At 67.9% G+C, this 14,950-nt stretch carries 12 protein-coding genes; 7 read left to right on the forward strand and 5 right to left on the reverse strand.

What is annotated here, in order from left to right:
- Positions 1-135 precede the first annotated feature (135 nt).
- The 7 genes from BMY35_RS34250 to BMY35_RS34280 all read left to right on the forward strand — a co-directional run bounded on the left by BMY35_RS34250 (position 136) and on the right by BMY35_RS34280 (position 10,326).
- Positions 136-4,842: an RICIN domain-containing protein gene (locus BMY35_RS34250; RefSeq protein ID WP_093209082.1), complete on the forward strand. Its 4,707-nt coding sequence runs from the start codon at positions 136-138 to the stop codon at positions 4,840-4,842.
- 272 nt (positions 4,843-5,114) lie between these two features.
- Complete coding sequence (gene atpE, locus BMY35_RS34255; RefSeq protein WP_012745530.1) at positions 5,115-5,354, forward strand: F0F1 ATP synthase subunit C; 240 nt, start codon at positions 5,115-5,117, stop codon at positions 5,352-5,354.
- A 265-nt stretch (positions 5,355-5,619) separates the two neighbouring features.
- Positions 5,620-6,825 (forward strand): ABC transporter substrate-binding protein, encoded by a 1,206-nt coding sequence (locus BMY35_RS34260; protein WP_093209084.1) that lies wholly within the window; start codon positions 5,620-5,622, stop codon positions 6,823-6,825.
- 132 nt (positions 6,826-6,957) lie between these two features.
- Positions 6,958-7,878: a branched-chain amino acid ABC transporter permease gene (locus tag BMY35_RS34265; protein WP_093209087.1), complete on the forward strand. Its 921-nt coding sequence runs from the start codon at positions 6,958-6,960 to the stop codon at positions 7,876-7,878.
- On the forward strand, positions 7,875-8,855 hold the full coding sequence (locus BMY35_RS34270) for a branched-chain amino acid ABC transporter permease (protein WP_093209090.1): 981 nt from the start codon (positions 7,875-7,877) through the stop codon (positions 8,853-8,855). Before BMY35_RS34265 ends, BMY35_RS34270 begins: the two co-directional genes overlap by 4 nt.
- Complete coding sequence (locus BMY35_RS34275; protein WP_093209092.1) at positions 8,852-9,607, forward strand: ABC transporter ATP-binding protein; 756 nt, start codon at positions 8,852-8,854, stop codon at positions 9,605-9,607. Before BMY35_RS34270 ends, BMY35_RS34275 begins: the two co-directional genes overlap by 4 nt.
- Entirely contained in the window at positions 9,604-10,326 is a 723-nt protein-coding gene (locus BMY35_RS34280; RefSeq protein WP_093209095.1) for an ABC transporter ATP-binding protein, read from the forward strand. Before BMY35_RS34275 ends, BMY35_RS34280 begins: the two co-directional genes overlap by 4 nt.
- A gap of 19 nt (positions 10,327-10,345) precedes the next feature.
- Here the strand turns inward: BMY35_RS34280 and BMY35_RS34285 are convergent, their stop codons facing one another.
- The 5 genes from BMY35_RS34285 to BMY35_RS34305 form a co-directional block, all read right to left on the reverse strand.
- The gene (locus BMY35_RS34285; protein ID WP_256230429.1) at positions 10,346-10,939 is read right to left on the reverse strand and encodes a class I SAM-dependent DNA methyltransferase; all 594 of its coding nucleotides are present in this window, start codon (positions 10,937-10,939) and stop codon (positions 10,346-10,348) included.
- 28 nt (positions 10,940-10,967) lie between these two features.
- Complete coding sequence (locus tag BMY35_RS34290; protein ID WP_093209100.1) at positions 10,968-11,681, reverse strand: SDR family oxidoreductase; 714 nt, start codon at positions 11,679-11,681, stop codon at positions 10,968-10,970.
- Positions 11,682-11,842: 161 nt separating this feature from the next.
- The gene (locus BMY35_RS34295; protein ID WP_093209103.1) at positions 11,843-12,451 is read right to left on the reverse strand and encodes a glutathione S-transferase; all 609 of its coding nucleotides are present in this window, start codon (positions 12,449-12,451) and stop codon (positions 11,843-11,845) included.
- Positions 12,452-12,476: 25 nt separating this feature from the next.
- Positions 12,477-14,201: an FAD-dependent oxidoreductase gene (locus tag BMY35_RS34300; RefSeq protein ID WP_093209107.1), complete on the reverse strand. Its 1,725-nt coding sequence runs from the start codon at positions 14,199-14,201 to the stop codon at positions 12,477-12,479.
- On the reverse strand, positions 14,201-14,944 hold the full coding sequence (locus tag BMY35_RS34305; protein ID WP_093209110.1) for an SDR family NAD(P)-dependent oxidoreductase: 744 nt from the start codon (positions 14,942-14,944) through the stop codon (positions 14,201-14,203). Before BMY35_RS34305 ends, BMY35_RS34300 begins: the two co-directional genes overlap by 1 nt.
- Between the last annotated feature and the right edge of the window lie 6 nt (positions 14,945-14,950).

The raw sequence follows: 14,950 nt of genomic DNA on the forward strand, positions 1-14,950 counted from the left end.
GCGCGCGCGTTTTCTGCCACGCGCCCAGGCAGGCAAGGAAGAGACGAGAGAGACAAAGAGAAAAGACAAACACGGAGTTAGTTGGCCGAGAAGAAAACGGTTCCCCTGCGGACTTCAAACAACCTGGAGGCGACGATGAAAATCCGGTATTACTTGATGGCGTTCCTGCTGCCGTTCGTCACGCTGCTGACGCACGCGGCAATCACGGGGGTCAGTCCGATGACGACCCTGAACAACATGGCGACGGCGGTGGCCGAAGCCGTGGCCGATCCTCTCCCCCTGCAGGGACCGGGCCTCGGCAATCTCACCTACACCTCGGCCGAGCTGTTCAAGCCGGTCTCGATGATCACCAGTGCCGCGCATCCGCTGGACCCGGCGCACAGCAATGCCTACGAGTCGCGCGAGGTGCCCGCCACCTACCCGGGCCGCAAGGACTACGGCATGAACGCCGGCATCATGGTCAACGGCTACTTCCTGACCTCCTTCGCGCCGGACAGTGGCCTCGGCCCGGGCGGCTTCCTGCTGTACGACATCTCGAACCCGCGCCAGATCAAGCTCGTGAAGAAGATCTACGAGCCCGAGGGCCGCACGCAGGAATTCCGCGAGACCCACTCCTTCGGCACCGCGAAGATCGGCGGCAAGACGTACGTGGTGCTGCCCAGCATCAACGGCGTCGAGTTCTGGGACTTCACCGACGTCAACGACATCAAGCAGGTGAAGAAGCTCGCGCTGCCCGGCGTCAACGGCGGCGACTACGAGAACGTGGCCTGGCAACTCTGGTGGCAGGCGCCCTACCTGTACGTGGCCTCGGCGGGCCGCGGCATCTTCATCGTCGATGCCACCGACCCCGCCAACGCCGTGGTGGCGAACCGCGGCGCCGGCAAGCCCAACCCGGTGCCCACCGGTGAGCTCGGCGGCTTCCGCATCGGCCCGATCTTCACCATGGGCAACCACATGGTGCTGACCTCGATGGACAACACCGCGGGCTTCTCCAGCCTCGACATCTCCGACCCGCTGAACCCCAAGGTGCTGGACACCGTGGGCTCCAACCCCAACTACTACGCCACCTGCTTCGACGGCAAGACGCTGCACGCCTCGGCGCGCGGCGGTGGCGCGAAGATGTACAGCTACGACCTGAGCGACCGCTCCAACTTCGTGGCCGAGGACAACCGCCTCGTCATTGACGAGCAGCTCTACTGCGCCACGCAGGACAACTACGTCATCCAGGGTGCGCAGACCTACATCCACAAGGTCGACGTGAGCAATCCGCTGAACCACGTCGAAGTGGGCCGCGGCAGCATCCTGCGCGAGGACGATCCGAACTTCTCGCACTCCGACAACGGCCAGGTCGCGGCCTTCGGCAACCTGATCTTCGTGGGCAACGACCACGGCTCGGGTAGCGGCTTCGTCGTGCACCAGGTCGACCCCGACACCACCAAGCCCGAAGTGAGGCAGGTCTCGCCCGCCAGCAACGCGAAGCAGCAGGCGCTGACCTCGCGCATCGGCCTGGGCATGAGCGACAGCATCCTGCCCGAGAGCGTTAACTCCAACACCTTCATCGTGCGCCCTGTGGGCGGCAACACGCTGGCGGGCACCTACAGCGTGCAGCTGGGCATCATCAACTTCCACCCCGCGCAGCCGCTGCAGCCGGGCACCAGCTACGAGGTGTTCCTGCCGGCCAACGGCGTGAAGGACTATGCGGGCAACGCCATCGGCGCGGACTACAAGTCGGTGTTCCACACCGGCAACGCCGCCGAGATCGGCCTGATGCACTACTGGACGCTGGCGGGCAACCTCTCCGACCAGATCGGCGCCAACAACGGCACGCCCGCCACCGGCGACGCCTTCGAGAGCATCGGCCTGAACTTCGCGAACCGCACGGCCGGCGTGCCGCTGAAGAGCGACACCGTGGCCACCGTGCTGGGCGGCAGCGCCTCGCTGAGCTTCTACATGAAGACCACGCAGGCCGGCGGCCCCAACTCCTGGACCGCGCCCGGCATCTTCGGGCGCGACCAGTCCGGCGGCGCCGACGACGTGTTCTGGGGCTGGCTCGACAACAGCGGGCGCATCAAGCTCTCGGTCGGCAACGACGGCGGCACAACCTCCACCGCGGCGGTGAACGACGGCACCTGGCACCACGTCGTGATGACGCGCGATGCCGCCTCCGGCGCGCAGGCCGTGTACGTCGACGGCACGAAGACCACCTCCACCGGTCCCACCGGCAACAAGGGCCTGTCGAACAAGTTCGCCGTGCTCGGCCAGATCCAGGGCAACGCGGCGCTCTTCAAGGGCACGCTGGCGGAAGTGCGCGTCTACGGCCGCGTGCTGAGCGACACCGACGTGAACACGCTGCGCGGCCAGGCCATCATCGGCGACCCGGGCATCGGCGGCGGGCCCAAGCTGGTGAACGGCCAGCTGGTGTTCAACCCGGCCACGCTGGGCAGCAGCGGCGCGCAGTACCGCTGGAACTTCGGCGACGGCACGCAGACCGCCTACTCGAACCAGGCGAACTACAGCTACACCTACACGCGCCCCGGCCACTTCACGGTGACGCTGACGGTGAAGGACGCCAGCGGCCGCGAGACCTTCTACACCTACAACCTCACGGTGATCATGCCGGTGACGGCGAAGGCGCCCACGCACACCACCAACATCGCGGGCGACGCGAACTCGGTGTACTCGGTGAACCCCGACAGCGGCACGGTCGCCGCCATCGACTCGCAGAGCCTCGTCAAGCGCTGGGAAGTGCGCGTGGGCGACGAGCCGAAGACGCTGGCCGTCGGCCCCGACGGACGCATCTGGGTCACGGTGCAGGGCGAGGACAAGCTGGTGGTGCTCAACGCCGCCGACGGCAGCCTCTCGGCCACCGTGCCGCTGGCCTACGGCAGCGGCCCCTACGGCGTGGCCTTCACGCCCGACGGCACCAAGGGCCTGCTGACGATGGAAAGCAAGTCGGTGCTGATGAGCTTCAACCCGAGCAACGGCACCACCACCGGCGCGGTCGCGCTGGAGGGCGCGCTGCGCGGCATCGCGGTCGAGTCGGGCTCGCAGGTGGCCTACGTCACGCGCTTCAAGTCGAAGATGACGGGCGGCCAGCTGCACAAGGTGAACCTGCAGAGCATGAGCGCCATCACCACCGTCGCGCTGCCGGTGGACACCACCACGGTGGACACCGAGAGCCGCGCGCGCGGCGTGGCCAACTACCTGAGCCAGGTGGTGATCTCGCCCGACGGCGCACGTGCCGTGCTGCCCTCGAAGAAGGACAACATCGTGCGCGGCAAGTACCGGGACGGCAACAACCTGGTGCACGACCAGACGGTGCGCTCCATCCTGTCGCAGGTCAACCTGCAGACGGCGGCGGAAGAGTTCGGCGAGCAGATCGACTTCGACGACCGGGCACCGGCACGCGCGGCGCTCTTCTCTCCCTCGGGCGACTACCTGTTCGTCGCGCAGATGGAAGGCAACCGCGTCGCCATCGTCGATCCGTACAGCCGCGCGGTGCGTGGCGAGATCAACGCCAGCAGCGCGCCGCACGGCCTGTACCTCGACGCGACGCGCAAGCGGCTGTTCGTCAACAACTTCCTGGCGCGCTCGGTGACGGTGCACGACGTGGCGACGGTGCTGTCGTCGGAGACCAATGTGCCGACCTTCCTGCAGACCGTGTCGACGGTCGCTGCGGAGCCCATGTCGCCGGCAGCTCTGCGCGGCAAGCAGGTGTTCTACAACGCGTCGGATCGTCGCATGAGCAAGGACAACTACATCTCCTGCGCGAGCTGCCATGCGGACGGCGGCGACGACGGCATGGTGTGGGACTTCACCCAGCGCGGCGAAGGCCTGCGCCGCACCATCAGCCTGCAGGGCCGGCGCGGCCTGGGCCACGGCAAGCTGCACTGGACGGCCAACTTCGACGAGGTGCAGGACTTCGAGAACGACATCCGCAACGAGTTCGGCGGCACCGGCTTCCTGACGAACGCGGACTTCGCGGCCACCTCCGACCCGCTGGGCGCGCCCAAGGCCGGCAAGAGCGCGCAGCTCGACGACCTCGCGGCCTACCTGACCTCGCTGACCAAGTACATGCGCAGCCCCGCGCGTGCGGCGGACGGCAGCCTCAGCGTGGACGCCGCGCGCGGCCAGACCGTGTTCAACACGGCGCAGTGCGCGACCTGCCACACCGGCGCCACCTTCCGCGACGGCGTGCGGCACGACGTGGGCACGATCCAGGCCTCCTCGGGCAAGGGAATGAACCAGCCGCTGGCGGGCGTGGGCTTCGACACGCCGACGCTGCTGGGCACCTGGAACACCACCGCGTTCTTCCACAACGGCCAGGCGGCCACGCTGCAGGACGTTCTCACGAGCGGCCACGGCAACGCCTCCAGCCTGCCGTCCAACGACGTGGTGGCCCTGCGCGAATACGTGCGCTCGCTCGACAACGACCCGACGCCGGTGGTCACGCGCATCCGCTCGAACCACAGCAACCTGTGCGTGAACGTGAAGGGCGCGGCGACCACGAGCGGCACGACGGTGGTGCAGTGGCCGTGCGGCAACGCGGGCAACGAGCGCTTCACCGTGACCCAGCTCGGTGGCGGCTTCGTGCAGTTCAAGGCCGAACACAGCGGCCTGTGCCTGGCGCAAAGCGGCACCGCGACGACCAATGCGGCCGTGGTCCAGCTGGCCTGCTCGGCCGGCGACACGACGCAGTGGAGCCTGGTCGGCGCGGCCCTGCGCAACCGCGCCTCGGGTTCGTGCCTGGACGTGCCGAACAATGCGACGACGCAGGACACGGCGCTGATCACGTGGACCTGCAACGGCGGCAACAACCAGAACTGGACGCAGCTTCAGTAGCAGGCAAACCCCCAGGCTGCGCGCACTTCGTGTCGCTTCGCCTACACCCTTGCAGGGGGCAACACCTGCGGCCCGGCGAAGCCGGTTCCGCGGTGTTCCGCGAAGGAGCCGCCCGTTTTCACGGGCGGCTTTTTTTCTTTGTCTCGTCTGCATTGGCTGCATCCGCTCCATGACCTCTCACGTCATGGACCGTGCGCAGCCGCTCTGGGAAAGTACGTCCATCGAGGAAGCAACCAGTGCCTCGATTCACCAACCAACCAGGAGAAAACACCATGACCGGCTTCAACATCCTTCCCCTCGCAGTTGCACTGCTGATCGGCGTCGCCGCCCTCGGCTCGTGCCTCGGCATCGGACTGGTCGGCCAGAAGTTCCTGGAGAGCACCGCGCGCCAGCCCGAGCTGGTCGATACGTTGCAGACCAAGTTCTTCCTGGTGGCGGGCGTGACCGACGGGGCGTTCATCATCGCCACCGGCATCGGCCTCTGGTTCGCCACCGCAAATCCTTTTGGCTAACCCCCAGGCTTCGCGCACTTCGTGTCGCTTCGCCCCACCTTGCAGGGGGCAACACCAGCGGCCCGGCAAAGCCGGTTCCGCGGTGTTCCTTAAGCAGGCCCGCGCATCAGGAAGCAAGACGACGTATTGGCACCATTCGTGCTAGCACTGTTGACACCGAATTGTTTACAGCTAAAGTATTTAGCTATCAACGGTTTGATGTCGCCGGTGCCGCATGGGGCGGTGCCGGTGCGTTGTTTCTGCATCCTTTCCTGCCGGAGAACCCATGAGCCGCCTGCCCCCGAAGTCGCCCGCGCTGCCGCGCACCCTGCTTTCGCTGCTGCTGTGCGGCTCAGTCCTCGGTGCTGCGGTGTCCGCCACGGCCGCCCCTGTCAAGGTGGGCCTGGCCCTCGACATCTCAGGGCCGTTCGCGGCATTGGGCGCCGAGGCGCGCGACGGTTTCGCGCTCGGCATCAAGCAGCTGGGCGGCAAGCTCGGCGGGCAGGACGTCGAATTCGTGCAGGCCGACATGGCCGGCAGCCCCGACCAGGCCAAGCAGCTGGTCGACCGCATGATCCAGCGCGACAAGATCGACCTCTTCAGCGGCCCCATCGGCTCCAACGTGGCGCTGGCCGTGGGCCCGACGCTCTTCAACGCGAAGGTGCCCTACCTCTCGGCCAACGCCGGCCCGAGCCAGTTCGCGGGCGCGCAGTGCAACGCCTATTTCTTCGGCACCGCCTACCAGAACGACCAGTTCCACGAGGCCGCAGGCAAGTTCGCGCAGGACCGCGCCTTCAAGAAGATCGTGCTGATCGCTCCCAACTACCCGGCCGGCAAGGACGCGCTGGGCGGCTTCAAGCGCCAGTTCAAGGGCCAGGTGGCCGACGAGCTCTACACCAAGCTCGGCCAGATCGACTACGCGGCCGAACTCGCGCAGCTTCGCGCGGCCAAGCCCGACTCGATCTACTTCTTCCTGCCCGGCGCGATGGGCATCAACTTCATCAAGCAGTTCGTGGGCGCGGGCCTGTCGAAGGACATCACGCTCGTGACCAGCGGCTTCTCGGCCGACGAGGACGTGATCGGCGCAGTGGGCGAGCCCATGCTCGGCCTCTTCAACACCTCGCACTGGGCGCACGACCTCGACAACGCCGCCAACAAGGCCTTCGTGGCCGCGTTCCGCAAGGAATACAACGGCCGCTACCCGTCGGTGTACGCGGCGCAGGCCTATGACGCGATCCTCGCGATGGACGCCGCCGTGAAACAGGCCGGCGGCAACGCGCAGAACCGCGAAGCCGTGGTGGCCGCATTGAAGAAGGCCAACTACGCCTCGACGCGCGGCAACTTCAAGTACGCCAACAACCACTATCCCGTCGAGAACTTCTACCTGCGCGTGATCGGCAAGGACGCGCAGGGCAAGGTCACGAACAAGCTGATCAACACCGTGCTCACGAACTACGGCGACTCCTACGCCGACAAGTGCCCACTGAAATAGGCTCGCCCCCAGGCTGCGCGGCACTTCGTGTCCGCTTCGCCAACCCCCTACCGGGGGCAACACCTGAGGCCCGGCGAAGCCGGTTCCTCGGTGTTCCCTGAAATCAATGCGGGCAACCCTCCTGATGGTTCTATGAGTGGAATTCTTGTTCTCGAGCAGCTGCTCAACGGCCTCGGCTACGGGCTGATGCTGTTCCTGCTGGCTGCGGGGCTCACGCTGGTGTTCGGCATCATGGATGTGCTGAACCTCGCGCACGGCTCGCTCTTCATGGCCGGCGCATACGTGGCGGCCGAGGCGCACACGCGCACCGGCTCGTTCGCGGCGGCCATCGTCATTGCGGTGGCGGTCACGGTGGTCGTGGCGCTCCTGCTCGAAGTGCTGCTGATGCGCCGGCTCTACACGCGCGATCACCTCGCGCAGGTGCTCGCCACCTTCGGCGTGATCCTGGTGGCCGACGACATCGTGAAGATGGCCTGGGGCCCTTCGCCGGTGATGGCGCCGACGCCCGCCGCGCTCTCGGGGCCGGTCGAGCTGATGGAGGGCCTGCCCTACCCGGCCTATCGCCTCGTCATTCTCGTCGGCGGCCTGCTGGTGGCGCTGGCGCTGTACCTGCTGGTGAACCACACGCGCATCGGCATGCGGGTGCGCGCGGGCGCCTCCGACCGGCCGATGGCCGAGCTGATGGGCGTGCGCGTGGGCCGCATCTTCAACGGCGTGTTCCTGCTCGGCGCGGCGCTGGCCGCATTGGCGGGCGCGCTGATGGGCCCGATCGTCGCCGTGCAGGTCGGCATGGGCGAGGCCATCCTGATTCCGGCGCTCGTGGTGCTGGTGATCGGCGGCATCGGTTCGGTGCGCGGCGCCTTCGTGGCCGCACTGCTCGTGGGCGTGGTCGACACCGTGGGCCGCGCCTTCGTGCCGATGCTGCTGCGCGCCACGCTGCCACCGGCGACCGCGGCCGACCTGGGCCCGCTGTTCGCCGAAGTCGCGATGTACGCGCTGATGGTGGTCGTCCTCATCTTCCGGCCCTCCGGGCTCTTCTCGGCACGCGCATGAAGACATCGTCAAGCTACATCGGCCTCGGGCTGCTCTTCGTGCTGCTCGCGGCGTTTCCGCTGCTCGCGCCCGTCTTCGGGCTCGAGTTCTACATCGGCTTCGTGCGCCGCGTGCTCGTCGTGGCGCTGGCCGCCGCGAGCCTCAACTTCATCCTCGGCTTCGGCGGCATGGTGGCGCTGGGGCACGCGGGCTTCATCGGCGTGGGCGCATACACGGTGGTGGCGCTCAGCGACTCCGGCGTGATGTCGGGCTGGATCATGTGGCCCGCGGCCGCGCTCGTGGCCGGCCTTGTCGCCGCGCTGATCGGCACGGTGGCGCTGCGCACGCGCGGCGTGTACTTCATCATGACCACGCTGGCCTTCGCGCAGATGCTGTACTTCGTGGTGGTGTCGCTGCGCCGCTATGGCGGCGACGACGGCTACACACTGATGTCGCGGCCCACGCTCCTGCCCGGGCTGGACCTGGGCAACGAGGCGAACTTCTACTGGGTGGTGCTGGCGATCGTGACGCTCACGCTGTGGTGGCTGCACCGCGCGACGCAATCGCGCTTCGGCCATGCGCTGATGGGCATCCGCGACAACGAGACGCGCATGCGGGCGCTGGGCTATCCGGTGTTCCGTCTGCAGCTGGTGGCCTTCGCCATCGCGGGCTCCATCGCCGGGCTGGCCGGTGCGCTGCTCGCTGGCGGCAACGGCTTCGTGAGCCCGGCGACGATGCACTGGACGCAGTCGGCCACGCTGCTGGTGATGGTCGTCATCGGCGGGCTGGGGCGCAGCTGGGGCGGGCCGGTGGGTGCCGTCGTCTGGCTGGTGCTCGAAGAAGCCTTGAAGCAGCACACGGAGCATTGGCACATGCCGCTCGGGCTGCTGCTGATCGCCGTGGCGCTGTGGGCACCCAAGGGACTTGCTGCCCTGTACAAGCGCCGCATGCCCCTCACCCCAACCCTCTCCCCAGAGGGGCGAGGGAGCAAGTCATGAGCCTTTTCAGAATCGAAGGGTTGGTCAAGCGCTTCGGCGGACTGCTGGCGACCGACCATGTGAGCCTCACCGTGGAACGCGGCGAGGTGCATGCGCTGATCGGACCGAACGGCGCGGGCAAGACCACGCTGGTGAACCTGATCACCGGCCTGCTGAAAGCCGATGCCGGGCGCATCCTGCTCGACGAAGCCGACATCACGAAGCTGAAGGACCACCAGCGCGTGGCCGCCGGCATGTCGCGCTGCTTCCAGGTGACGCGCGTGTTCCCGAAGGAGACCGTGCACGACAACCTGATGCTCGCGGCGCAGGCGCATGCAGGCACCAGCCTGCGCTTCATGGCGCCGCGCGCGAAGGAGCGCGATCTCGTCGATCGCGCCGTGGCGCTGGCCGAGCGCGTCGGCCTCGGCGCCGAGCGCACGCGCATCGCAGGCACGCTGCCGCACGGCGCGCAGCGCGCGCTCGACGTGGCGCTGGCGCTCGCGGCCGAGCCCAAGCTGCTGCTGCTCGACGAACCGATGGCCGGCATGGGACCGGACGAATCGGCGCGCATGGTGGAGCTGATCGAGTCGCTGCGCGCGTCGATGGCCATCCTGCTGATCGAGCACGACATGGACGCGGTGTTCCGCCTCGCCAACCGGCTCACCGTGCTGGTGCAGGGCAAGGTGCTGATGAGCGGCACCGCCGACGAAGTGCGGGGCCATCCCGACGTGCAGGCCGTCTACCTCGGCACCGAAGCCGAAGGCCATTCATGAACACGGCCACCATGACATTGCTCGAAGCGAAATCCATCGAAGCCGGCTACGGCGCCAGCCAGGTGCTGTTCGGCATCGACCTCGACATCCGCCCCGGCGAAGTGCTCGCGCTGCTCGGGCGCAACGGCATGGGCAAGAGCACGCTGCTGAAGGTGCTGACGGGCACGCTCTCGCCGATGCGCGGCAGCGTGCACTTCGGCGGCGCGGCCATCGGAGGACACAAGCCCGACGCCATCGCGCGGCGCGGCGTGGCCATCGTGCCCGAGGGTCGGCATGTGTTTCCGAACCTCAGCGTCGACGAGCACCTGCGCGCCTTCGCAAGGCCGCGTCCGGGCAGCGCGCCGCGCTGGACCCTGGAGGCGCTCTACGGCCTGTTCCCCCGTCTGTCGGAACGCAAGGCCAACGCGGGCAACCAGCTCTCGGGCGGCGAGCAGCAGATGCTGGCGATTGCACGCGCGCTGTCGACACATCCGCGCCTGCTGATCCTCGACGAAGCCACCGAAGGCCTGGCCCCGGTGATCCGCGAGGAGATCTGGCATTGCATCGCCACGCTCAAGGCCGAGGGCGAAGCGATCCTGGTGGTCGACAAGTACGTGCAGCGCCTGCTGCCGCTGGCCAACCGCCACGTGATCCTCGAACGCGGACGCGTGGTGTGGCAGGGCGACTCGGCCGCGCTGGATGCCGACCGGTCGCTGTGGACGCGCTACCTGGGCGTGTAGAGGCAGCTTCGCCAGCAGCTCACGGCCGCAGGCGACGCGCCAGGAAGTAGACCCACGCCTCGTCGTTGCGGCCGACGCGCTCCATCTCCCAGCAGGGGTGCAGGCCGGCCGCCACGAGCTCCGCGGCGAACCGGTCCTTATCCCAGCACACGGTGTGGTACTCCCCGGTCTTCTCGCCTTCGCCGACGCGCATGGACACCAGGAAGACGCCGCCGGGCACTAGTGCATCGAAGACCTTGCGCAGCACCCCGGGTACCTGCGCGCGATCGACGTGGATCAGCACGCACATCGCGAGGACGGCGTCGTAGGGCCCGCCCAGCGCATCGGTCACGACGTCGAGCAGCTCGCCCTTCTTGCCCCGCTGCGCCTGCAGATCGAGAAATGCCTGCGCCGCGTCGGTGCGCCGGACCTGGCCGCCCAGCGACTCGACGAAGTCGGCGTCGCGCCCCGGACCGGAGCCGATCTCGAGCACGCTGCCGCCGGCGGGAACGAACTCCATCATCCGTCGCATCGAATCCGCGATTTCGGGCTGCAGCGGATGTTCGGCCACGATCGCGTTGTACTCGCGGGCATGCGCGTCGTAGGACTGGACGGTGCGGCGCGAATTTTCCAACGCCTGCGCGGGGGTCTTCATGGAGGCCTCACACCGATCGCGTGATGCCGCCGTCCACGCGCAGGTTCTGCCCGGTGATGTAGCCCGCGCCTTCCGATGCGAGAAAGCCGATGACGGCGGCGATCTCGCTGCTCTTGCCGTAGCGGCCCATCGGAATGCGCGAGCGGAACTCGGCCTTCTCGGGCAGGCTGTCGATGAAGCCGGGCAGCACGTTGTTCATGCGCACGTTCTTCGCGGCATAGGTGTCGGCGAAGAGCTTGGTGAAGGCCGCGAGGCCGGCTCGGAACACACCCGAGGTGGGGAACACGGGGTCGGGCTCGAAGGCCGCGAAGGTGGAGATGTTGATGATCGCGCCGCCGCCCTGCTGCACCATGAGCGGCGCGACGAGCCGCGCGGGACGCACGGCGCTCAGCAGGTAGACGTCCATGCCGCGATGCCAGTCTTCGTCGGTGATGTCGAGGATCGGTGCACGCGGGCCGTGGCCGGCGCTGTTGACCAGCACGTCGACGCGACCCCACTGGGCCACGACCTTGTCGACGAGGCGCTTGAGGTCGTCGTTCGACTGGTTGGAGCCCGTCACGCCGATGCCGCCCAGCTCGGCGGCCAGCGCCTCGCCCTTGCCCGACGATGACAGGATGGCCACGCGGAAGCCGTCATCGGCGAGCTTGCGTGCCGCGGCGGCACCCATGCCGCTGCCGCCTGCGGTGACGATGGCTACTTTTTTCTGGTCTTCAGAAGACATTCGGGATTCCTTGGTTCATGCGAGAGCTCGCATTTAGCCAAGGATTCGGATCTCCTGCCAAGTGGAGACTTTCGGCGATGTCCGGGGGCATGCACAGGCCGCCGGGGACATTCGCGGAGCAAGGCACCCCGTCGGCGTGATCGCACCCCGAAAGAAAAAACTCAGGCCGTAGGCAAGGTCGCCTGCATCGAAGCCCGCTGGTTGAACGCCTTGAACCACTTCGCGCTGTTAGGCGCCTCGGCGCGCCAGTCCACCGAAGGAAAGCGGAAGTCCATGTAGCCCAGCGCGCAGCCGAAGGCGATGGTGCCGATGTCGACGCGGTCGCCGAATGAAGGGGCGGCGGTTTCCAGCCATTCAAGGCCGGTGCGCACCTTGGCGAGCTGGCCGTCGGTCCAATCGGCCCAGCGCAGTTCCTCGGGGCGCAGCACGTTCTCGTAGCGTGCGAGCAAGGCGGCGCCGGTCATGCCGTCGGCAAGCGCCAATTCGGTGAGGCGGGCCCAACGCTCCTTGCCGTCGGACGGGAACAGCTTGCCCGACTGCGTAGCGTTGAGGTACTCGCAGATCACGCGGCTGTCGAACAGCACCTGGCCGTCGTCGGTGATGAAGGTGGGCACCTGGCCGAGCGGGTTCTTCGGGATGATGGTGGCGTCGCGCTTCACCGGGCCGGCCGCGCTCGGCAGCTTCTCGATGCGGTCGGCAATGCCGAGCTCGTGGGCCACGACCATGCACTTGCGCACGAAGGGGGAAGCAGGAGAGAAGAAGATTTTCATGATGATGATGCTGGGAGCTTGCGTTTCAGAGCTGAGCCTCGGAGCCGTGCGCCAGATGCATGCCGGCCACCCAGCCGAAGGTTAGCGCGGGGCCGAGCGTGATGCCAGGCGCGGGGTACTCGCCGCCCATCACCGAATGCATGTCGTTGCCGGCCACGTAGAGGCCCGCGATGGGAGCGCCCTGCGTATCGAGCACCCGGGCGTTGCCGTCGGCGCGGATGCCGAGCGCGGTGCCGATGTCGCCCGGGTACACCTTCACCGCGTAGAACGGCGCCTTCTGCAGCGGGGCGAGGCAGGCGTTGGGTTGATGGTCGGGGTCGCCGAGGTAGCGGTTGTAGGCGTCGCCGCCCTTGCCGAAGGCCGGATCCTGCCCCTGCGCGGCGGGCGGGTTGTATGCGGCGACGGTGCGTGCAAGCCCGGCCGGGTCCACGCCCGCCTGCTTCGCCAGGTCCTGCAGTGTGTCGGCGCGGAAGAGATATCCCGCGCGCACCAGATGCTCGCGCGGCCGCCCGCCGGGCAATGCGAGGCCCAGGCCCCATTTCTCGACGAAGTCGCTGTCGCACACCAGCAGCGCCGGAATGCTCGTGGCCTTGTCGTTCGCGCGGTACATGCCGCGCACGAACTCGTGGTACGAGGTCGACTCGTTGACGAAGCGATCGCCCCGCGCATCGACCGCGATGAGCCCTGGCTTCGCGCGGTCCCACACCAGGTGCGGATAGCGCAGCACGCTGCCATCGGGCCGCGTGAGCAACGAGACGGGCGCCCACAGCGCCGGCCCCGCATGCCCGGTGCCGAGCGTGCCGCCGGCCTCGCGCGCCATGGTGATGCCTTCGCCGACGTTGTCCTGCGGGGACATCGAATACGGACCAGTGGGTGCCGGATAGTGCTGGCCGCGCATCGCCGCATTCCACGGAAAGCCACCGGTAGCGACGACCACGCCGCGACGCGCATGCACGGTGATTTCCTTGCCATCGCGGCTCAGCTTCACGCCGGTGACCTTGCCGCCCGCGTCCTGCTCGAGCCCCAATGCCGGCGTGTCGAGCCAGAACGGAATGCCCTGCTTCAACACGCTGTGGAAGAGCCGTGCCGCCAGCGCATTGCCCAGCAACACGCGAGTGCCGCGATGATGGCCGCTCAGCCTGTCGCCGAAATAGCGCAGCACCAGCTTCACGCCGTGCTTCCACGAAGCGAACGAACGCCAGACGCCGAGCAGGTGCTTCACGTCCGTCATATTCACCATCATTCCGCCGAGCACGCAGAACTCGGGCAGCGGGTCGCGCAATGTCTTGAAGTGCGCGCCGAGCAGCCGGCCGTCGAACTCGATGGGGTCGAGCGAACGCCCGCCCATGGCAGCGCCTTCGCGGTCGGGGTAGTAGTCGGGCGAGTAAGTGCGTGCCGCGAGCTTCACGTCGGTGCGCTCGCGCAGGTAGCGCAGCGCGCGCGGGCCGGCGTCGAGGAAAGCGTGGCGCAGCCCCTCGTCGCCGGCGGCGCCCACGGTGTTCTGCAGATAGGTCAGTGCCTTCTCGCGCGTGTCGGGATGGCCGGCTGCTTCCGCCTGGTCGTTGAGCGGCACCCATACCGCGCCGCCGGAGATCGCAGTCGAGCCGCCGATGCGGTCGGTCTTCTCGACCACCAGCACGTCGAGCCCTTCGAGCTTCGCGGTGAGCGCGGCCGAAAGCCCACCCGCGCCGCTGCCGATGACGATGACGTCGTACTCGCTCTTGTCTTTCTGCTGTTGCTGCTGCGCCATCAGGCCCCCGAGCCGCCGAGCGACTTGCCGCCGTCGACGAAGAGCACCTGTCCGGTCACGAAGCAGGTCGAGGGCGATGCGAAGAAGGCCACGGCGTTGGCGATGTCCTCAGGCCGGCCGGCCGCGCCCGTGGGTTGCAGCGCGAGCTGCGCGGCCAGCCGCTCGGGCGTGAGCGCGCGCAGCAGCGGCGTGTCGATGAGCCCCGGTGCAATGGCGTTGACCATGATGCCGCGCGGCGCGAGTTCCATCGCGCTGGCGCGCGTGTAGCCCACCAGTGCGGCCTTCGAGGCCACGTAGTGCGGATGGTTCTTCGCGCCCAGGTAGGCGCGCGAGGCGATGTTGACGATGCGCGCGCCATCGGCCATCTTGCGCGCGGCCTCCTGCGTGAGCGTGGCCACGGCAAGCAGGTTGACTTCGTACATGCGGCGGAAGTCGGCGGAGCTCACGTCCATGAACTTGCGCTCGTCGAAGATGCCCGCGTTGTTGACCAGCGCGGTGAGCGGCGGCAGCGCCTGCACCATCGCGCGCACGGCCGGCTCGTCGGTCAGGTCAATGGCACGGCATTCCACGTCGAGGCCTTCGGCGAGCAGCGCATCGGTCTCGCGCTGCGCGAGCTCGCCGTTGTAGTCGGCCATCACCACGCGCCAGCCGTCGCGCGCCATGCGCTCGACGATGGCGCGACCCATGCCGCTGGCGCCGCCGGTCACGAGGACGAGCGGCTTTTCTTCACTGCTGTTGTTCATGTTTGT

It is taken from the genome of Variovorax sp. YR750, from assembly GCF_900109805.1.
Classification (GTDB): Bacteria; Pseudomonadota; Gammaproteobacteria; order Burkholderiales; family Burkholderiaceae_C; genus Variovorax; species Variovorax gossypii.